Genomic DNA, 21,100 nt, shown 5'->3' on the forward strand with positions numbered 1-21,100 from the left:
GTAAAACTTCCAGATGTAGCCACTTTAAACATATCTATCTGATATTATTGAAGTTATCAAAACTTACGCGCAATTACGCATGATTTGCGTAATCAGAAATACAGCCGACTTCTACTATCAAAGCGAGCCCTGTAGTTGCTTGAATTGTCCCTGGATCATCGCCTTTTCCTGAAGGATTACCTTGTTCTCATCGGTCAGAAATGCAATCTTGTCCTGGCAGGTCTTTAGTTCGGCTTTGGTGGTCTCCAATATTTGAGATAACACAGCCAATTCCTTGCTGACATCTGCTTTCTGAGTGGTGGCCACAGCCATGTTTTCCGCCAATTGTTCATTTTTATGCAGTAAATTCCGATACTTCGTCACGGCATCTTCAAGATCGCGTTTCAGATCCTGGATATCTTCTATCTTACCGTTTAGCTCCCTGTTTAGCGTTGCATTGACCTGTTCAAGTTTGCCGGCGTTGCTTTGCAACTGTGCATTGGCTTCAAATAATTCGGACGCTTTGGACTCGGCCTGGGTGAGCCGGTGTTGCAGATCCCGAACCTGGTCTTTTAATCCCTGAGTAACTGTACGAAACTGGACGCGCTCCTGCTGACGGTCTTCCGCAGTGCGCTGCTGATAGTGTTCAAAGTGCTCCCGAATATCCTTGTTTTCCTGCTTGAGTTCAGCAACACTTCCCTTCAGTTCAGTCGCCCTCGCAATCGCTTCGTCTCGTTGGGACTCGGCTTTAACCAGGCTGATACGGACATCTTCCAGAGACTTTTCTGCCTCACCTTTTTCTTTGTTTTGCCGCTCAATCTGGCTATCAAGGTCTTGTTGTCGGGCAGTTAGCTGCACGATGGTGTTTTTGGCATCGGTCAACTCTCTGCGAAGCTCTTTATTGTAACCTTCAAATTCCAGACGGGCCTGCTCGATACGATGGCCGGCCATTTGTTGCACCCGCTCATGCAGTGACTTTACCACTTCGATCAAGTCGTTCGGTAGTCCGCCGATATCGGCCGCCTCTCCGTTATCGGATCGCCAACGTTTGAGCAGTGGCGCGATGGTGCTTTTGCTGCCGGTGCCGAGATGTTCACGCACTCGATCTACAGTAGGTTCTTGGCGCTGACTTTTGATGGCTTCAGCGGCTTTGGCAACGTCGTGGTAAGTGACTCCGGCACGGGCCATGGTGGATTCCTCTCGGATTATTTAATAACGTATTATGTAACACGTAATATAACATTATATTGATGATTTTCAAACGCGCTTGAATTTCCAAATTTAACCACCGATAATGACCATTATCGTAGGTTAATATGATCAGGCAAAACTTTTCCACTTGTAACGCCGGTACATAGCCACCTTTTGAGCGACTCCAGTAGGAATCCGATGCATGAACAATAAACCGCCAAAATTGGCCACTGGCCTATCGTTACGTAATGAGGAGTCAGGTCAGATAGTCCGCCAGGGCTCCGAAGCGCTGCGCCATTACCTACAGGCAGCGACCTCAGATAACACCCGCAAGGCGTATCGGTCGGCCATCCGGCAGTTTGAAAAATGGGGTGGGCGTCTCCCGACAGATCGGGATACAGTGGTTCGCTACCTTTTAGCCCGTGCCGAGTCGCTCAACTCTCGAACCCTGGATCTCCATCTGACGGCTATCGGGCAGTGGCACTACTACCAGGGCATCGTTGACCCCGTGAAAGATCCCTTGGTCCGCAAAACGATGGAAGGAATTCGGCGCACCCATGGCCAGCCAAAACGCAAAGCCAAGGCACTGCGCCTGGAGCACATTGCTCAGATGGTGAATTACCTGCGGCACCTGCCCGACAGCAAAAAGAAGCAACGGGACATTGCAGTGCTGTTAACTGGCTTTTTTGGGGCCTTTCGTCGCAGCGAACTGGTTGCCATTCAAGTGAGCGATCTGGTGTGGGAGCCCGAGGGTCTGATCATCCGGTTACCTCGCTCTAAAACGGACCAGCAAGCAACAGGGGGTCCTAGGGATTTTGCCTCCAAATACTGCAAAAGCCTCTGAAGCGCCCATGTTTACTGGCCTGTAGAGAGGCATCAACTTTCACCTTTCGGCCGATACCCCTCAATTGGCGCCATTAAATCATCCAGTTTCGGAAGTTCTCCCGTCGGCGCGAACGTATACGTACCCCGGAAGTTGATATTCTCCCACGCGACAGGTGATGCGCCCTTTACGGTTTCCATGTATTTTTCGCTGCCCTGCTCCTCGAAGCTGTCCAGCAGGTTGCTGAGTACTTTCGAGTTGAAGTAGATAATGGCATTTGCTACCAACCGGGCGCTTTCGTTCCAGATTTGTATCTCCTCGTCGCTATTTCCCCGGAACCGGTCGCTGTTCACGTTGCTGATTGCCCGGCGCAACTGGTGATAAGCTTCTCCCCGATTCAAGGCTCGTTGCACGTGGTTTCTAAGGCTGGCGTCATCGATGTAATCCAGCAGATATTGGGCCTTCAACAGTCGGTTATATTCAGTCAGCGCTTTCAGTAGAGGGTGGTTTTGCTTGTAGCCTGAGAGTTTCCGGACCAATGTGGCTTGGGTGGTTTTCCGGTGAGCCAGTGAGACGGCAATTCGCTGGATGGTGTCCCAGTACTCCATGATGATCTGTGTATTAATCGGTTTACGCAACGCGAGTTTCAAGCGCTGATTCTCGTCCTCGGAGATATTGAACATCTCATTGATGACCCTGCCTACCTGAGCATATCGGGGGGCGAACCGGTATCCAAACAGATCGAGCAAGGCAAAATTGACGTGGTTTACCCCGTGGGTATCCGTGGAGAGCGTATCTGGAATGATCTCAGTACTGTTATTCATCAGAAGATCAAAGATGTAATGGGATTCATGTTCGTTAGCGCCGATCACCCGGGCATTGATTGCCATATGATTGGCGTTCAGGCTGATAGCCGAGACCCCTTTGCTGGTGCCGAAGTATTTTGAGGAATACCGGGTACGGAATGTCTCGCGCTTAGCTTCGAACTTTTGGCCATCGGCGCTGGCATGCAGGTTGTCATCCTGGATATTGTAGTGATTAAAAATGCTCAGTCGCGTAGTGGCGTTGTTGATGCGGTCATTTGCGGCATTCAGTGTTTCCAGTCGAAGGTAGTTCGCCTGGATCGTACTCAGCTGATCGTAGGTGCGGTCGGAGATCTGGGCGATACCATAGATGCCCTGGTTTGTGGCATTAGCGATCAGGATCGCCAGCAAGTCCACTTCATACTGGCGGCTTTTGGAGGTCATGCCCAGCACGTGCTCAAAGTCGTCAATAAATCCGGTATCCTGATCCACCACGCGCAAGACATCGGCGACTCCGATTGCCCTCATTTGCTGGAAGAACGGGTTGTTCACCAGATGTTTTTTGCCGGCAGTCGGTAAGCGCCAAAGGTGTTTACCCCCCTTCGGGCGCAGAATGATATCCCTGTTGTCCAGGCGTTCCAGGTAGTCACTGACCTCGTGTAGCCGAGTGGCCAACTGATCCGTCATGCGCGGGATCAGTTGCTTTGGATCCTCAGTAATTTTGGGCTGCTTCGTACCCTCGACCAAGGCCTGCTTCTGATTTTTCCAAGTCTGTGGTTTTACCAGATCGTCGTCCAGTGCACGATACCGTATGACTTCTGGCAGCACTAACTGGCCGTTTAGGCGGCTGGGAATCTGCAAATACAAGAACCATTCATATCTAGCCTTGTCTATGCCGCCGTCAGATTTCAACAAGAGTGGTCGCGTGGCTTTGGGTGGAAGACGCCTGTCAATACTGACATCCCCGAGCATATTGCCGGCTGCCAGCTCCTGTCGAGCTTGACTCAAGACCGCTGCCAACCGTTGTGTTTTATCGGTGCCATCAATGCGAAGACAACAAAAGAGTGATCGTAACAGGCCGGTTCTCAACGTAGATTCTGTATCCAGGTGTTGCCAGAACGCCTCATCCGCCGACTGCTTCTGATTGCCGAGATACCGGCAGACGGAGCTCAGCTCACTAGCATTGAGAACCTGGAATGCTTGTTTCTGTACAGAGTGGAATGACGTATTGGGATCGATACGATCATCAACGAACAGACGCAAGATTTCCGCAGCTTTACTCACATTGGTAGCCGCCTTTTGCCAATCCCGATAAACTCGGTCCTGCGCCAGCTGATGCGCTCGTTGCTTGACCTGTCGAACGTGATGAATGAACCCTTCGGCCATCCGTTCCAGCCCCTCTTGGTATCGAAACTGTAGGTAGCAAAGCAGATATAGGCACTGATTCTCAGGCGACTGACGTTTTATTTTGGCGCCGTAATAGTGAATCCGTTCGGCATAGTGCTGCTGATTTTTTTGAGACAGAGAAAGCGAGTCGAGGACAGCGGTCACCTCTGCCATCAGCGGTTGAATGTGGTGATACACTGCAAGTTCTTTCTGCAACTCGGTACCGGTGAAATTGCGCGCGCTGCCGCGCAATTGTGTTAACGTAAGCTGGTCATTACCGGATACCAGTGTATTTAGTATAGCCGTCAATTTTGGGCTACACGCGGCACCGATCTTCTCATGCAGTCGCTGCTGATGCTGGTTAACCACCTGGCTGACGATCTTCTGCAGGGTGCTATAGGCAGGAATGGCGATTTTCTGGTGAGCCAGGAACTCAATGGCAGCATCAAAGAGAGCACGCGCCGCGACCCAGCTTTCAGCGCAGACCAGTAAGTGTTCAACAAGCCGGGGTTGATGCTCAGGATCTTTCCAATTTTCATAATCGATCATGGAAAAAATCCGCTCATAAATGCGGGACTTTTGATCAGATTTCAGACTGAAGCGCCGAAATTTCAGGCCATCGAAGTGATTTTGCGCAATAAATTCCAGGTCATCCCGCATGGATTTAAATGTCGGATTGAGCAAGATGGGCTTGCATTTGAAGTAGCCCAACAATGCGATGGCGATACAGCGATACTTGCGTTGCCTTATTCTGGCCAGCTCAGCACGCTCTTTATCATTCAATGTGAAGTAAAACCGCTGATACGATTCGTTGAAGGACGGGACGCCGTATAAATCCTCGATTTCAGCGGCAGTGAGAATCGATAGTCGCTTGTTTCTGCTCATTCTTTGACCCAAAGGCCGAAGAAGATACTGAAACTTGAGCTAAATTAAAATTAATAGTGGCTTGGAGGCCAGTAAATACGGGGACTTCAGCGGTTTTTGCAGTATTTGGGGGCAAAATCCCTAGGACCCCTTCCTTGGCCGAACGTGTTTCGAGGCCCAAAACTCGTGCCATACTTGGCCTCATGCGGTTGAATTTCCTATCCGTACCTGCCGGAACACTTCGAGCTGGACCATGTGCTCTATCCCGGTTACGAACTCACGCTGAATGATGTCGTGGGCCATGCGATCCGATGCAGTTCCGAGGCCGTCCGGAGAGCGGTCGCTGCGTGTCTTGAAGACCCCGAGGCGGATGAAGAGGACTTTTACTGGCCGGGACAGGAGTACAGCCGCAGGTCCAGCCCGTTCGAATCGGAGGACCACGAACGCTGGTATGCGGTCGGCCCCTGGCACCACATTGCCCACGAGTTGGCCCATGGCCGGCGCTTTTTCAACGATGCCGCGCGCTCGTTCTTCGAGTGGTTGATCGGCGAGGCGCTCGAGGCCGAGGATCCAGAGACCCCGGGAACACCCGCCCTGGTGACCATGCTCGACGCCGGCGCGGCTTTCTACCGCTCCCGCATTGCCAGCGGTGAGCTGGAGGCAAGGTCGTTCGCAGAGAACCCGGGCATTGCGCTCGGCGCCGCTCCCAAGGAGCGAGCGGCCAACAACCGCATGAGCCCCGCCGGCGTTCCCTTGCTCTACGTTTCGCGGGAGATCGACACCTGCATCGCCGAAGTTCGTCCCTCGATCGGGGACACCGTGGTGGTGGGGCGCTTCCAGTCCACAGCATCCCTGAGGTTCTTCGATTTCACGAGGCTGGGTCGCCGGCTGCGACATGCCCCCTTGAGCTTGTTCGACCCCAGCTACCGAAAGCGCAGCGAACATCGGCTGCTGCTGGAGTACCTGCATGAAGAGATCGCTCGACCGGTCCGGACCGGCGATACGGATTACGTGATGACGCAGGCGCTGGCGGAGTTCATCCGCTACGACAAGAAGTGGGCTTTCGATGGCATCGCTTTTCGGTCCGTGCAATGCGAGGGTGGCGTGAACTATGTTCTGTTCGATAGAGGCGAGCCGGAGGCTATGCTGGCCCCGGACTGGCGGCCAGCCTTCCACCTGGCGATTGAGTGCGAGGCTGTCTCGATGCACGTGATCGAGGGCGTGCGTTATAGCCATGTTCCTGCCTCTATCCCGGTGCAGGCGACCAAGTCCTGGTGAACTGCGTATGGGCCACAGCGTGGCCTCGGGTGCGCTGCAGGCTACCCACGCCCCGCTGCGCCGGGCCTTGAAGACGCGCTTTGTTGCGAGAAGCTGGGCGCATGCTCAGCGACGAAGAGAAAGCCCGCATGCAGTCCTGTCTGCGCACCTTGCGCGAGGCCATGCCGGGCTTCGCCAGCCGCCGCGCGCAGTTGGTGATGATGGCCGAGGTGGCACATGTCCTTGGCACGCTGGATCGAGCGCGGTGGCAAGGAGGTCAGGGCGGGCCGGACGACAGAGTTCCACGTCTGCGCTGCGCCGATCGGTGGCGGAGAACGCCTGCGCACGCTGCTGTGGGATCGTGCCGGCGCTGCCGTGCTGACCTCGGCGACGCTGCAGGCCTGCGGCTCGTTCGACCTCTTCATGGAAGAGGCTGGCCTGAAGGCATGGGAGGGGGTGCATGCGCTCAGCCTGCCATCACCCTTCGACCATGCGGCGCAGGCCGAGCTGCACCTGCCGCGCATGCGCTCCCATCCGCTCGATGCCCAGGCGCATACCGAGGAGGTGGCAGCCATGCTGCCCGCCCTGCTCGAGGCGCAAGCCGGGTCTCTGGTCCTGTTCGCATCGGCAAGGCAGATGCATCAGGTCGCGCATGCGCTGCCGGAGGCGCTGCGCGAGCAGATCCTCGTGCAGGGAAGCACGTCCAAGCGCGAGCTGCTGGCGCGCCACAAGGCTCGCATCGACCAGGGCCAGCGTTCGGTCCTCTTCGGTCTGGCCAGCCTCTCCGAGGGGGTGGACCTGCCCGGCGCCTACTGCACGCACCTGGTAGTGGTCAAGTTGCCCTTCGCGGTGCCCGACGATCCGGTCGAGCAGACACGCCGGGAGTGGATCGAGGCGCAGGGGAGGTCCGCCTTCCATGAGCGCAGCGTCCCCGAGGTCGGCATCCGGCTGGCGCAGGCGGTGGGGCGGCTGCTGCGCACGCCCGAGGACCACGGCCGCGTCACGGTGCTGGATCCGCGGCTGGCGAGCACGCCGTGGGGCCGGCGCCTGCTGGCGGGCCTGCCGCCGTACCGACGTGTGCGCGGCGCGGCGCCAGGCTTGCCATCCGACGCGGCAACGGTCGATCGTTCGGCCGCGTGACGGCGCCAGCGGCGGCTCTTGAAGGTGCGTCGCGGTAGGAGATCCTGGGTGGACCAACACCGATCCACCCATGAACTCCATATGGAGGGCATCGGCGCGGTCGGCGTGCTCGAACCCATCGTCGTGCGGCCTGTGCTGGGCACCGACCTCTTCGAGATCATCGCCGGTGAGCGCCGTTGGAGAGCCGCAAGGAACGTCTTCGGCGACGACTACGACATGCCCGTGGTCATCAAGGACGCCAGCGACGAGGCGGCCGAGGCCATGTCGGTGATCGAGAACTACTACCGCGCCGCCATGTCGCCGGCCGAGGAAGCCCGTGCCGCGCAGCGCCAACTGCTGCGCCAGCGCGGCGACAAGGAAGAAGCCGCCCGCCTCATGGGCTGGTCGCCCGAGGTGTTGGAGCGGCGGCTCGCGCTGATGGCCTGCACACCCGCAGTGCTCAAGGCGCTGACTACGCGCAGCATCCAACTCGGCCACGCCGAACTGCTCTCGGGCACCCCACCGGAGAAGCAGGACGGCGTGCTGACGCAGAAGGTGCCGGTGACCTTGCCGAAGTCCCAACTCGGACGCTATGCGCGCCGGCTGCCTGATGGTTCCCTGGTTTTCGCCGCTTCTGGTCAGACATGCGAAAAGGTTGAACCTTATGCATTCGTATCAGTGCTCAGGCCGGGCCGCCGGCTTTGATCGCATCGTGTAGGCCTTCTCAGTCCGGGAGAGTGTCGAGGATCCGAGGCCGCTACCACGGCATTCTCGATGGACATCTGCGTCCGGCCTATGCGGTGTCCGAGGCGGCATGTAATCAATGTGCGCTGCGTCACGCGTGCGATCGTCCGGGTGAACCGCCCCGGGGCGGTTCACTACCTGCAGCAATGGTTCGCGCCGAGCGACCCGGCGATGGAGCAGTCTCTGCACAACATCCCCGTGTTCCGCCAGTTCGCCGCGCTGAGGGCCGTGGCGCGGTTGCTGGACGAGACGACGATCCTTCGGTTCCGCCACCTGCTTGAGAAGCAGGGCCTGGCAACCGAAAGGTGCCATTGCGGGCACCTGTCTCGCGGTTTAGAGGCCGCCCGCAGGATTGTTCTGTGGCCGGTTCGCCCGAGCTGGCTCGTATGGCACAAACGCGGGCACCGATGCGGGTATGAGAGCTTTGGCCCTAGCGTTCATTCCGGCTGGACTGACATCAGGCCAAACCCCAGTGTTGATCCGAGTCAAGACTGTCTCAATCGCCGCAGCTGACTCTGAAGGCTCGAACGTACAGTGCCCCGCACGGTCAACAATCGTCGTTCTGTAGAGACTCACATCTCCACCATTGGCCTGCATCTTCTGAACATACGAATCGATGATGTTTGGAGGCACCACGTTATCTCCTGTTGTATGCATCCGCAAGGAAGGTATCTTGGGTGTGCCGTGGACTGTTCGTCCCGGCCCGTTCCAGAACGCCGAGGCGGCGGGTTCCGCCTGTACACGGGTCGCGTCCCGCAGTGTTGCAAGATCGGCCTGGAGATTGAGTCCATTTGTCGAGTAAAGCGATAGCACCAGACGCCCGACTGCCGGCTCGGCGCGGGCCAGAAGTTGGGAGTAGTCGATGCCCGCATTCCAAGAGAGTTGCCGAACTGCCGGAGATGTCCCTGCATGCTCAAACATGAATCGAGACTGTCCTCCAGGTTGGGCGGCGTTGAGAAGCACAGTGTCGAAGACTGCACTTTGAAGCGCACCGAGATCGAAGGGATCTGGCTGAGCTCGTGTGGCATTGCTCCACACCGGCCACTGGCCTACTGCAGCAGCAAGCGCAATCCTAGCCCGACCTTCCTGGCTCTGCTGAGCTAGCGTGAGAGCGGCGCGCCATTTTGCAGATTGATCTGCTACGGAAGCAAGATCGGAGAAGCCGACGACCTGCAATTCTGATGCGATCAGCGTCTTCAGCACGAACCACCCATCCAACATCATGTTCATGAGTGGTACCGGCTCATGAGCGCACCCTACAACAACGCCATCAACCTTCTCGGGATAGCGCTCGGCAAAATTTAGAGCAACGAAGCCGCCGCCCGAGTGTCCATACTGGATCACCTTCGTAGGCTTCCCATAGCGCGCGTTGAACATGTCGATGACCGAGATCAGCTCTTGCTGCTCTCGATCCGGATCATAGTTAAAGTTTCTTTGCGGATTTCGACCGGTACCCGAAAGCGCGTAGCCTCGCTGCAACCAGTAGCAACTCCGCGCGCCGTCCTTAGCGGGAACATAGTCAAGGTCGTTGATCAACAAGCCGTTCCAGCCTGTTGGCCGACGCATGCTCCACGGCGACCCGTTTGCAAAGGCGCCCTCGGCCTCCACATAGGTAACGGTCCCATTGCATCCTGTCACTACAACTTCCTGCTGTGTCGGCGGACCATCAGCGGCCTTGACGATTCCGCCGCACGCCGTTAGTACAGCTGCCGCTATCACGCCGACGAGGCGCCTCGATTGACAACTGATAGATCCGATTGCCCTCACCTGCCGGTTTGGTTCACTTTTCATGTGGTCTCCTTTTTACATGTTGGTCGGCGCCCGCTAACAGTCGAAAACGAAATCTACCCACTGCGAGCCTCAGTTGCATAGTTTGCCACCTAAGGAAAATAATATTAGGTAACTAATCTTGTGTCAACGGGAGTTATAGACTCGGCATAATTTATTCATCAACTTTTGTTGATGACCTGACTCCAAAGTTCATGGAAAAAGAAGATGCACGCAAGCAGTCGCGGGAAGTGCTGCAAGAACGGCGCAAGCAAGTTATCCGTTTGCATCGAAAAGGTGTTGGCGTGATGCAGATCGTGGAGCAAACCGGGCTGAGTTGGTCTGGTGTCAACGCTGCACTGCGCCTGTTCGAGCAAGGCGGAGCGGCTGCACTCAAGCCACCGCCATCGCCGCCAGCGTTGATCCAGCAACACTTGATCGCTGGCGAGCCTCAGTTTCAGAGCTGCGCCCAGATGGACAAACCCAGCAGAGTTGGCTATGGGCTGCACCGGCGAAACACTCAACCCGCCAAATCAGCGAGGTACTGGAGCGCATCGACCTGCTTTACACGCTGGACGTTCATAAGCACCTGGCAGACATCCCCGATCTCATCTTGCGCCGCTACGCGCGCCGACTTGTCTCCAGGCCGCCCTCAGCCGGAGCCAAGATCAAAGAGCCAGCGCGCACCGTGGAGGTCGCATGCTTTCTTCGGTATTGCCTGTTCACCACCACAGACCAGTTGATCCTTATGGTGCAGCGCCGGATCGCCGATCTGTGGCGTCAGGCTGCCGCCGATGTCCCCGCTACCGTCAATTGGGCCGCAATGTACAAAACGCTGCTCGGCGAACTTGTTGCCTTGAGCGCGCAAGGTGCGGTGCCAGATGCTGAGTTGCGTGCCCGTCTTGAAGCCTTGATCACCGAAACCCAGAAACGCAAACCACCGAGCAGGGCCTCCCTGGTCCGCGAGGGATTGATTGATGGAATTCGCCCCGTGCGGTCGTTGCTCGTCGCCATTGCAAAGCTGCCCTGGCAGGCCACCGGCGAGCATCCTGCCATCGAGTACCTTGCCAAGCTGCAAGCTTTATATCTCAAAGGATCCAGAAAGCTGCCAGTTGAAGTGGTGGCACCAAGTCTGGGAATGATCTGGCAGGTTTCGATCTCCAGCCCAGACCGGGAACGGGCGTTTCAGGCGTTGGAGGTGGCCACCCTGTTTGCCCTGCGCCGCGCGGTGCGCAATGGCTCGGTCTGGATTGAGCACAGCCTGAGCTTTCGGGGTCGTGCGCGCTTGTTCTTCACGGACGAGCGTTGGCAGGCAGAGTCCAAGAAACACTATGCCCGTCTATCGTTACCCAGCAAGGCTGCCACTTTCTTGAAGCCTTTGCTGGCCAGAGTAACTGCCGGTGTCGATGCGGTGGCCGCTGCAGCCCGCAGTGGCGTACTGCGCGTGGATGATGAACTCCATTTGTCGCCATTGCCCGCAGAGGACGAAGACCCAGAAGTGACCAAGCTGCGCGCGGCTTTGGATCACCGCATCGGTGAGGTTCAATTGCCGGAAGTGATTCTGGCCGTTGACGCCCAGGTGCGCTTTAGCTGGATCATGCTCGGACGTGAGCCGCGCTCTACCGACGAGCTGCTGATGGTCTATGCCGGCATCATGGCCCACGGCACCAGTCTGACTGCGGTCGAATGCGCGCGCATGATTCCGCAATTGTCTGCCACCAGCATTCGCCAGGCCATGCGCTGGGCGCGGGACGAACGGCGTCTGAGCCAGGCCTGCCAGGCTGTGCTGGAATTCATGCAGCGACACCCGATTGCCGCCACCTGGGGGCGGTCCGATTTGGCATCTTCTGACATGATGACCATGGAGACCACCAAACGGGTGTGGCAAGCCCGGCTTGATCCTCGGCGCAACACACCTTCCATTGGAATCTACTCCCATGTAAAAGACCGGTGGGGCATCTTCCATGCGCAGCCCTTTGTGCTCAATGAGCGCCAGGCGGGCGTGGCCATTGAAGGTGTCATCCGCCAAGAAAAGCTGGAGACCAGCCAGCTTGCTGTGGATACCCATGGCTACACCGACTTTGCCATGTCACATGCCCGTTTGCTTGGTTTTGATCTTTGCCCGCGGTTGAAGGAACTCAAACAGCGCCACCTCTTTGTGCCACGCGGCACCAAAGTGCCCGCAGAAATCGCTGCGGTGTGCGAAGCCAATGTCGACGTCGCTTTGATCGAAAAGCATTGGGATAGTCTGGTGCACCTGGCAGCCTCGGTCATGAGCGGACATGCCAGTGCGGTGGCAGCTCTTGCGCGGTTCGGTTCTGCCGCCCAGGGCGATCCAATCTATGAGGCTGGCGTGCAATTGGGGCGGTTGCTGCGTACGGCGTTTTTGGCTGACTACTTTGTCAAGGACGCTTTCAGGAACGAGTTGCGCCGGGTGCTCAATCGGGGCGAGGCTGTTAACGCCCTCAAGCGCGCCATTTATACCGGCCGGATCAGCCCGGCGCAGGCCAAACGTGTCGATGAAATGCAGGCTGTGGCCGATGCGTTGAGCCTGATGGCCAACATCGTGATGGCGTGGAATACCTCACAGATGCAGGCGGTCCTGGATCGCTGGTCGAACCGCCGCCAGGTCATTCCACCGGAACTGATCGGGAAGATTGCGCCCACCAGGCTGGAGAGCATCAACTTGCGGGGTGTGTTTCGCTTCCCGGTTGACCGCTATGCTGACCAAATCCTGCCTTCGCGGCCAAATGCATCGATAACTGGCACCAATGGATGAAACCGACCACGGTTTGACGCCACGAATCGCAGATTTGAAAGTGAACAGGAAAGTCAATGAAATCAACGATCTACCAACACCACCTCCGCGCCAGTGCTAGCTTTTCGTACCGTCACTTATTGCACTGAAAACGAGGAGACCCCTCACCGGGCCGGTGGCCCTCGCCGCTGGGCTTTGCGGCCCTGACGGGCCTTCCTGGCCCGTTTCCGGGGCCTTCCCTGCCCTGCCCCACCGGCGCGGCCGTTGTGGACAGTTTCGGGACAAGTCGGCCGAGGCCGGCCGGCGCAGCCCTGACGTTGACACTTGAGGGGCAGCGGGGCCGGCGCGATGTTGACACTTGGGGGGCAGCGGCCGATTTCGGCCTGGTCGAGCCGTCCAGGCGGCCGCCGAGGCGGCCTAAGTGCCTGATCGGCATGGAGTTATCCACCGAAGTTGTGGATAACCCTGTTAGGAACCCTGCCCCGGTATTGACACTTGAGGGGCGGCCCTACTGACACTTGAGGGGCGCGGTTCTTGACACTTGAGGGGCAGCGTATTGACACATGGGGGGCTTATCCATTGACACTTGAGGGGCGGCCTCTTCGCGCTTTTCCTTGGCGTGACAACGGTTTACGCGCGTTTTTCGGTCATGCTAACCAGGTTTTTAACCGTCTTTATAACCTTTTTATATAACCAGGTAGTTTTAACCAGAGGCTGGCGAAAAAAACGGCAACACGGCCCAAGCTACCGCGCAGCATGACCGGCCGCCGAAGGGGGGAAACCCCCCTTCTCGATCCCACCCGGCCGCAAGCGGCCTCCCATCCCCCCAGGGGCTACGCCCCTCGGCCGCCTTGCGGCCTCACCCCACAATGGAGCGCCTTCGGCGCTACGGCTTAGGAGAGCCAGGCGCAAGCGCCTGGCGGAAGGCAGTAAGTTCGAGAGCTTGCGAGGGGGCAAAGCCCCCTCACACTCCCCAACCAGGTCGCCGCGGTTCGACCGGCCGCGCGATCCTCAAGCATCGCAGCAGCTCCACCGCCGCAGGTTTTACGCCAAGGAAGGGGGTCGGCCAGCTCGGCCGGTGGCGCGGAAAGCGCCCCTCAAGTGTCAATGAAACGTGAGACGCGGGGCCAGGCCCGCGCCGATCACAAGCCGAGTTCGGAGTGAGAGCCGAGGCGCACCAGGCGCAGCGTGTCGGCGTCGGGCTTCTGGTAGATCAGCACCAGGTCGGGCTTGACGTGGCAATCCCGGTGATCCTTCCAGTCCCCGGTCAGCGCGTGGTCGCGGTGCCGAGGTTCCAGCGGCTGGTCGTCGGCGAGCGCGACCAGGACGGGCACCAGGTCGGCGTCGAGCGTGGCCCGGTGCTGCCCTTTCGCCTCGCGCTTGTAGTCGCGCTTGAACTGGCCGGTGCGCTCAATCTGCCGCATGCAGATCGGCCATCAGATCGTTGACGGTGGCGAAGCGCGGCAGCTTGCCCTTGCGGGCTTCCTTCATCGCCTCGATGGTGGTGGCGTTCGGAATCAGCGGCTCGAAGGGCAGCGCCTTGTCCTGGGCCACCTTCGTGAGCAGCAGCCGCACCGCGTCGGACACGGTAAGGCCCATCGCGGCCAGGACGGCCGCCGCTTCTTCCTTGATCGCGCCGTCGATGCGCGTTTGTACGAGCTGGTTTGCAGCCATGATTGGTTCTCCGGTTGGGTTCGTGAATTACATTGTAATGCACGCCAAGGGAAAGGGCAAGGTTTAGCGGCTAAAACGTTTAGCTAAAGTGCTTGACGATTAGGACATTTTGCCCTAATATGGGGTCCTGGGGATTTTCCGTCTTAAAAAGACATAATACTACACAGCCCCCGTGGTTCCTGGTCTCCAGAGGGGTATTAACTTAGACATTTCCTCCAGTTTCGGTAATCGGCCGCATTATTTCCTCGATATCGATCAGGTTTTGTTCAAAGTCGAAGCTATAAGTCCCATTCAGATTAATGTTGTGCCAAGCCACCGGCGACACCTGCTTTGTAATCCCCAGCTTTTCTTCATCGCCAATGCCCTCGAAGTGCCTCAGTAAACGGGTCAGTATCATTGAGTTGAAGTAAATAATGGCGTTGGTGAGCAACCTCGCGCATTCATTCCACAAGCTGATTTCATAATCTGACGAACCTCGGAATCGGTTACCATTAACCGATGCGATAGCACGGCGTAATTGGTGGTAGGCCTCGCCTCGATTCAGTGCTCGCTGTACATATCCCCGGAGACTAGCATCGTCGATATAGTCCAGTAAGTACATGGCCTTGATCATACGGTTGTACTCAGTCAGGGCCTGTAATAACGGGTGGCTTTTGCTGTAACCAGATAACTTGCGAACCAGAATCGCTTGTGTGGTACTTTTCTCCTGAAGCGAGATGGCAATACGCTGGATGGTATCCCAGTGCTCAATGATGAGGTCTGTTTTAATCGGCTTTTTTAAACTCAGTGTTACGCCCTGGTCTTTGTTTTCACTGACTTTGAACATCTCTTCAATGACCTTGCCGAACTGGGCATATCTGGGGGCAAAGGTGTAGCCAAACAGATCCAACAAGGCAAAATTTACATGATTAACCCCATGGGTATCGGTCGATAATACATCGGGTTGTATCTCTGATGTATTGCTTTGCAACAAATCAAAGATGTAGTGGGATTCATGTTCGTTGGAGCCAATCACCTTGGCGTTTAGCGCTGCGTGATTGGCTATCAAAGTGATGGCCGAGACGCCTTTGTTAGTACCAAAGTATTTTGAGGAGTACCGGGTTTTAAAAGTCTCCAACCGGCTCTCGAACTTTTGCCCATCGGCACTGGCATGGATGAGGTCTTCCTGGATATTGTAGTGTTTAAAGATGGCCAGCCTGGCGACCGAGTTGTTGATTACATCATTGGCATTATTTAGCGTCTCCGGCCGCAGGTAATTGGCTTGGATACCTTTTAGTTGGTCATACGCCCGGTCGGAGATATTGGCCATGCCGTACAGCCCGTAATTAGTGCCGTTACCAATAATAACGGCCAACAGATCATTAACATTCGCACGGCCTTTCGACTGGACAGGTAGTACATGTTCAAAGTTGTCCAGAAAGCCAGTCTCCTGATCCACGTAGCGCAGTACATCGGTAATATTAATCGGTTTTATCTGGTCAAAGAACGGGTTGTTCAGCATACTTTTAACACCGGTTGAGGGCAGCCGCCACTTTGTTTTACCGGTGCGATTGCGCAGGATAACGTTTTGGTTGTCACCGTTTTCGATGCGCCGACTGACCTGTTGTAGTTTATCGTTGAGATCACAGGATAAAGTCTCGATTAGTTTGCTGGGTTTCGCCGTCAGGCGAGGCAACATGGATTGTTGGATCAGCGTCTTTTTGCCTTTCCAGCGCTCATTGCTGACCAAATCATCCTGGAGAGAACGGAACTTAATGACGGTCGGGAGATAGAGCTGTCCATTCAGCTTGCTGGGAATCTGCAGATATAGGAGCCACTCAAAACGATCCGGTAGGACGTTGTTCTCCTGATCAATAAGGTATGCCTTCTGTTTGGGCTGAATTAGCCGTCGGTTCATGGTTTGGAGAATAGCACCAGTGGCTAACTCGCCCTTAGTGACGGCTAGCTGTGTAGCCAGGGCCTGTGTGTTCTCAGTAGCCTGGAAGGCTAGACACTGGAAGATTGGCCGTAGCACCTTCTCTAACAGCGGCTTTTGTTGGTCATAGTATTCCCAGTAATAATCATCAAGTGCGCGTTTTTGCTTGTTAAGATACAGGCACAATGACTCGATATCCCGACATTTAAGCAGCTTTTGAGCCTCCCGTTTTACAGCACCAAAAGGCTGTTTTTCATCGATGGAGTTATCAATAAAAAGATGGAGCAATTCCGCAGCCTTGCTGATATTGGCAGCAGCGCCTTCCCAGTCCCGGTAGGCTGCCTCTTTCGCGTACACTTTGGCCTGCTCATGGACTTTCCGAATGTGGTAGACAAAACCGTCGGCCAGACGCTCACTATTTTGCTCGGCACGCTCCTGTAGATAGCACAGTAAATAGAGCTGCTGCGTAGATCGGTCAAAGCGCTTGAGTTTGCTCCCATAATAATCAACCATCGAAGCAAAGTGCTGTTGGTTTTTTATTGAGAGCGATAAGGCTTTAACCACGGTGTTAACTTCACTCATCCAAGGCTCGATTAATCGGTTCACCTTGAGCTCCTTTTCCAATTCCGGGGGAGTAAAGCTCTTGGCAGACAACCTCAATTTAGACAGAGGTAATGCCCCTTTTCCGTCCACCAAGTTTGCGAGCTCAGTCGACAACCTCCCTGATAACTGGTTTTGCAGCGAAGCAGTAATACGCTCTCGTTCCTGTTTCATCGCCTGGCTTACCACGGTCTGCATCACCGTGTATTTGGGAATTGCAATACGACGCAGTGATAAATACTCGGTGGTTGCATCGAACAAATACCGGGGTTCAACCCACGACTTAGCTGTTTGCTGTAAGTGAGTGATTAAGGAACCTCGATCCTGTCTATCCCGCCATTTTTGATAATTGAGGAGATCAAATATTTTCTGGTATAGGCGATCCTTTTGCTTTTGATCCAATGAGAAGCGCCTGATACCGGGACCAGGCAACTGTTCTTTGGCGATAAACCGCAAATCCTCTTCGACATCGCCAAAACTCGGACTCAGAACCACAGGCCTGGACTTGAAGTAACCCAACAGAGCGACAAAGAAACAGCGGTGAGCCCGGCTACGGATAGCGTTGGCGACACGGGCTTCCATCTCATTCAGAGTAAAGTAAAATCGACGTTCTTCGAGGGTGAAACTGGGAGGGCTGTACAAATCATTGATTTCTGAGTCAATGAGGATCTGGAGCCTTTCGGTATATGCCATATCTGATGCCTAAAAAGCTCAGCATAATAACCGAAAGGGACAAGTTAAGGGCTAGGAGGAAGTTAATACCCCGCTGGAGGCCAGGAGCCACGGGGGCTGTAGAGGATTATGTCTTTTTAAGACGGAAAATCCCCAGGACCCCAAGATGGGTGCGAGCGGCATTCAATACCGCCCCGATATTCAAATCCATCAGGTCCATAATGAATTCATCCGGGTGTATTGCCCTGAGATTAAAAGGCTCCAGCGCTTCATCGGGAAAATCGCGAAGATTAAAGGTGACAATTCCTTCGGCACGAGTATGAATAGCTGCGGCCACCACATGGCGATCATCAGCGTCTGGCAATTCAATGGCTGGAATTAGTTTCTCAAAGCCAGTAACCAGACAGCCGCGAACGTGTTGATTCATTAACCGGCGAGTGCGCTCTAACTGCGCTTCTGTCAGCTCAGGGCGCTCTTTAAGAAGGTTACGAATCCATTCGTCATGGATCATGTCTGACCACCTGGCCCTAAAAAGATCAGTCAGGGCCAGATACATCAGCAGGCTTCTCAGTGGAGCCGGATACAGGACGCAGGCATCATAAACGACAGTGAAATTGGAGGTCATTCGTACCCCATGCCCATGGACTGATCCAGCGCAGACAGCTCTTCCAGAGCCGCCAGGCGCTGTTGATCAATTTCCTGCTTATAGCTGTGTACATCGGCAAACTTCACTTTGCGCCGGTTTCCGGTGCGGTGAAACGGGATCTTGCCATCATCCAGTAGCTTAACAAACGTGGGGCGGGATACATTCAGCATATCAGCCCCTTCTTGCGTGGTGAGTTCAGCGTGTACCGGTACCAGATTAACGGTATTCCCCTCCCCTAGCTGAGTCAGCACTTCGACCAGTAACCGCAAAGCGCTTACTGGGATTTTGACAGGGTGACTGGCGCCCTCTTTATCGGTAATACTGAGTGCTTGGCTCTCGGACTGGGTTTCCAAGAATGCGGAAAGCTCACGACTGGAGATCTTCGCTAGGGCGACTTCTTCTGGTGTTGGCAGTGTTTCCTGTAAGTAACTCATGATATTGACCCTACTGGCTGTGGGACTGGGTAGCTCATGAGTTAATTATTCGAAATATTCGAAGGGTTGTCAATATTTGAAATATTCGAAAGGTTGTCGGGGGTGATGGCGACCAAAAACGGTGCGGAAAATTTATAGATATCAATGAGTTATGTGGGAAACTGTAAATTCCTGGCCCCTATATTGTTGGAGACCCAAACTGCCCCGTACCAACAATCAATGGTTTTCCGGGCTCATCACGGGTCGTCCAGATCAGCTGCAGAGCAATGGTGTTAAGTGTGATAGTAGAGTTGTCGCCCGAGCTTGGGCGCTTCGCTTTTGTGCTTGTCATGATAGATGCCTTTTCAGCGGTTAAGTTAAATGTCGATTGCTCGACGGTTTGCCCTATTGGGCGAAATAAGTGCCAATGCTGGCGAATTGAAAACAGCCTAGATGGACAAATAATGACTGTCAAATATTATTTAGGATCAATAACTTAAATCCACTACGGATTTTTTATGGCACTGAAATATCCGTAGTGGATTTATAAAAAAGCGGAGTAGCCAATGGATGATCAACGTCAAAAAATTGCCCTTTCCCGCCGTTCGATTCAGAACAATCAATGTAACTTGAACGGCTAAAGTTGATCCAATTCCCGCCGTTCAGCCGTCTAAATCACTTGGGAGCCGATACTTAAAACGGATGTGAGGCAATCAGTAGAGAAATTTTAGAAACGCGATGGTATTGAAAAAACACCTGTCACCAGCTAGTGAGAGGCCAGTTGTTCATATATTTTCGGGTCATCTTTTATTGACGCGAGAACTTTTGCAGCCAGTCCTGTTGGATTGCGACGTCGACCTTCCCAACTCTTCACAGTATCAATACTGGTGCCGAGGGCCTGCGCAAACTCTGCCTGAGACACATTGAGTTCTGCACGTATAGCCTTTACATCAGCTATATCAAAGCGAGTAAGGCGTGATGCGTCTTTCCGACCATTTTTAATGTCTATAGCTTCTTCTAGGGAAGCTTTTAAATCTTCAGCAATGCTCATTGTAATCACTCCTCTTTCAACTGCTTCACAAGCGACTTCAAAGCGGCCTTGTCAGCAGAGCTTAAAGTCTCTTTCGTAGATTTCGGATAGGCTAACACGAGGTAAATCACTTCCTCCGTAGCTACAAAGTAAATAATACGGGAGCCGCCGCTTTTCCCCTTTCCACCGGTAGCGAGCCGAATCTTCCTCAGGCCGCCGGTTCCTACGATCAGTGCGCCAGTTGTTGGATTTGCAATCAGCTCCGTCTGCAACTCTCTCAGCTCATCAGTAGCTAACTCTTTAATCTGACGAGTAAATATACTCGTTTCAATAAACTCTATCGCTTTAGTCAAACGCGGACCTCCTGCCGGTGTACATTGTACTCTTTTCATCCGCGATGACAAAGACACGCTCAAGCATCAATCTGTTCCGACAACTCAAGAGCATCATCGACATCTATGCCCAGATAACGCACTGTGCTTTCAAGTTTGGTGTGGCCTAGTAATAATTGAACCGCACGAATGTTCTTGGTTTTCTTATAAATCAAAGAGGCCTTGGTGCGTCGCATACTATGCGTTCCATATTCGGCAGAATCCAACCCAATGCTCTCAACCCAACCCTTCACAATCCTGGCATACTGTCGCGTTGATAGGTGTTGTGAAGCGTGCAACCGGCTTTGAAAGATAAAGTCACTTCCTCTGAGCTTGGCTTCCGTGATCCAGGCCTTCAAAGCGTCTCGTGTTTTTTCTGTTATTTCGAAACGAACAGGTTGCTTGGTTTTTTGCTGAACTACCATCGTGCGGCAAAGTATCGTATTGCCATGCATGACATCATGCACTTGGAGTTTTACCAAATCACAGGCACGCAACTTACTATCAATCGCTAGATCAAATAGAGCCAAGTCTCGAATCGCCTTGGCGAGCTCCAGACGTACGCGGATAGCCCAGATCTCCTTTAACTTCAATGGACGCTTTTGTCCCAGAATACGGCCCTTGTTCCAAGAGCCATCATGTTGAACGGAATATCTCATCTTTCACCTCCAATGTTTATTGGAGATTGAAGACTAGGTCATGTTCGCAACTCAGCCAGAGAAGCAGGTTCGGGTGCTGATTTAGATCAAGATAACCCTCAAAAGCAGACTATCAAATCACACGATTTGGAGGCTTTTGAACGACTCCAATGAGCGATAAATAGACCTTCAGTATTGGATGGTCTACTTCCAACCTACCTGAAACCTCGATCGGTAACTTTCAACCGTATGCTAATTTAAGCCTCACTGTTAAAAATATTACATACCTAATAATTACCAAAAGAGTCCACTTCATGTGGTAGAATCGTTACTCAAAAATAGTAAATTTATCAGATAGTAACGCTGTCAAAATTTTTCACGCGTACTCCATTGAGTAGCCTTAATAAATTTACACAGTGGCAATATCAGAGAGAGAGAGAGAGAGAGTTA

14 protein-coding genes and 3 pseudogenes are annotated in these 21,100 nt (G+C 54.4%); 6 read left to right on the top strand and 11 right to left on the bottom strand.

Going from position 1 to position 21,100, the window contains the following annotated elements:
• Positions 1-117: 117 nt before the first annotated feature.
• On the bottom strand, positions 118-1,167 hold the full coding sequence (locus ACGHM3_RS22330; protein WP_345426583.1) for a DNA-binding protein: 1,050 nt from the start codon (positions 1,165-1,167) through the stop codon (positions 118-120).
• Positions 1,168-1,372: 205 nt separating this feature from the next.
• On the opposite strand from ACGHM3_RS22330, the pseudogene ACGHM3_RS22335 reads away from it, so the two are divergent.
• Positions 1,373-1,972, top strand: a pseudogene (locus ACGHM3_RS22335) (integrase); the annotation flags it as partial.
• Between the two features lie 74 nt (positions 1,973-2,046).
• On the opposite strand, the gene ACGHM3_RS22340 reads toward ACGHM3_RS22335, so the two are convergent.
• Complete coding sequence (locus ACGHM3_RS22340; protein ID WP_008250625.1) at positions 2,047-5,067, bottom strand: Tn3 family transposase; 3,021 nt, start codon at positions 5,065-5,067, stop codon at positions 2,047-2,049.
• A gap of 234 nt (positions 5,068-5,301) precedes the next feature.
• Here ACGHM3_RS22340 and ACGHM3_RS22345 point away from each other — a divergent pair, with 234 nt between their 5' ends.
• The 4 genes and pseudogenes from ACGHM3_RS22345 to ACGHM3_RS22360 all read left to right on the top strand — a co-directional run.
• Positions 5,302-6,324, top strand: coding sequence for an RES family NAD+ phosphorylase (locus tag ACGHM3_RS22345; protein WP_146191183.1), 1,023 nt, complete (start codon positions 5,302-5,304; stop codon positions 6,322-6,324).
• Positions 6,325-6,540: 216 nt separating this feature from the next.
• Entirely contained in the window at positions 6,541-7,443 is a 903-nt protein-coding gene (locus ACGHM3_RS22350; RefSeq protein ID WP_059400345.1) for a helicase C-terminal domain-containing protein, read from the top strand.
• Positions 7,444-7,491: 48 nt separating this feature from the next.
• Positions 7,492-8,127: a ParB/RepB/Spo0J family partition protein gene (locus ACGHM3_RS22355; protein ID WP_227740917.1), complete on the top strand. Its 636-nt coding sequence runs from the start codon at positions 7,492-7,494 to the stop codon at positions 8,125-8,127.
• Positions 8,128-8,295: 168 nt separating this feature from the next.
• A pseudogene (locus tag ACGHM3_RS22360) lies at positions 8,296-8,463 on the top strand (transposase); the annotation flags it as partial.
• A gap of 36 nt (positions 8,464-8,499) precedes the next feature.
• Here the strand turns inward: ACGHM3_RS22360 and ACGHM3_RS22365 are convergent.
• Positions 8,500-9,957, bottom strand: coding sequence for an alpha/beta fold hydrolase (locus ACGHM3_RS22365; RefSeq protein ID WP_345423099.1), 1,458 nt, complete (start codon positions 9,955-9,957; stop codon positions 8,500-8,502).
• 191 nt (positions 9,958-10,148) lie between these two features.
• Here ACGHM3_RS22365 and ACGHM3_RS22370 point away from each other — a divergent pair.
• Positions 10,149-12,712 (top strand): annotated as a pseudogene (locus ACGHM3_RS22370) (Tn3 family transposase); the annotation flags it as partial.
• A gap of 1,121 nt (positions 12,713-13,833) precedes the next feature.
• On the opposite strand, the gene ACGHM3_RS22375 reads toward ACGHM3_RS22370, so the two are convergent.
• The 8 genes from ACGHM3_RS22375 to ACGHM3_RS22410 all read right to left on the bottom strand — a co-directional run bounded on the left by ACGHM3_RS22375 (position 13,834) and on the right by ACGHM3_RS22410 (position 20,671).
• The gene (locus ACGHM3_RS22375; RefSeq protein WP_011114071.1) at positions 13,834-14,115 is read right to left on the bottom strand and encodes a type II toxin-antitoxin system YafQ family toxin; all 282 of its coding nucleotides are present in this window, start codon (positions 14,113-14,115) and stop codon (positions 13,834-13,836) included.
• Positions 14,102-14,365 carry a type II toxin-antitoxin system RelB/DinJ family antitoxin gene (locus ACGHM3_RS22380; protein ID WP_011114070.1) on the bottom strand — a complete coding sequence of 88 codons (264 nt, stop codon included), beginning with the start codon at positions 14,363-14,365 and terminating at the stop codon, positions 14,102-14,104. The genes ACGHM3_RS22375 and ACGHM3_RS22380 overlap by 14 nt, the downstream gene beginning before the upstream one ends.
• A gap of 202 nt (positions 14,366-14,567) precedes the next feature.
• On the bottom strand, positions 14,568-17,573 hold the full coding sequence (locus tag ACGHM3_RS22385) for a Tn3 family transposase (RefSeq protein ID WP_008246811.1): 3,006 nt from the start codon (positions 17,571-17,573) through the stop codon (positions 14,568-14,570).
• A 106-nt stretch (positions 17,574-17,679) separates the two neighbouring features.
• Positions 17,680-18,177 (bottom strand): PIN domain-containing protein, encoded by a 498-nt coding sequence (locus ACGHM3_RS22390; protein ID WP_345423107.1) that lies wholly within the window; start codon positions 18,175-18,177, stop codon positions 17,680-17,682.
• Positions 18,174-18,632 carry a helix-turn-helix domain-containing protein gene (locus ACGHM3_RS22395; RefSeq protein WP_345423110.1) on the bottom strand — a complete coding sequence of 153 codons (459 nt, stop codon included), beginning with the start codon at positions 18,630-18,632 and terminating at the stop codon, positions 18,174-18,176. The genes ACGHM3_RS22390 and ACGHM3_RS22395 overlap by 4 nt, the downstream gene beginning before the upstream one ends.
• Positions 18,633-19,377: 745 nt before the next feature.
• On the bottom strand, positions 19,378-19,662 hold the full coding sequence (nadS, locus tag ACGHM3_RS22400) for a NadS family protein (protein WP_345423113.1): 285 nt from the start codon (positions 19,660-19,662) through the stop codon (positions 19,378-19,380).
• 5 nt (positions 19,663-19,667) lie between these two features.
• Positions 19,668-19,982, bottom strand: a complete 315-nt coding sequence (locus tag ACGHM3_RS22405; RefSeq protein ID WP_345423167.1) for a type II toxin-antitoxin system RelE/ParE family toxin — start codon at positions 19,980-19,982, stop codon at positions 19,668-19,670.
• Positions 19,983-20,053: 71 nt separating this feature from the next.
• Positions 20,054-20,671, bottom strand: coding sequence for a tyrosine-type recombinase/integrase (locus tag ACGHM3_RS22410; protein ID WP_345423116.1), 618 nt, complete (start codon positions 20,669-20,671; stop codon positions 20,054-20,056).
• Positions 20,672-21,100 lie beyond the last annotated feature (429 nt).

Origin of the sequence: Halioxenophilus aromaticivorans, assembly GCF_042850945.1 — a bacterium.
GTDB classification, from domain to species: Bacteria; Pseudomonadota; Gammaproteobacteria; order Pseudomonadales; family Cellvibrionaceae; genus Halioxenophilus; species Halioxenophilus aromaticivorans.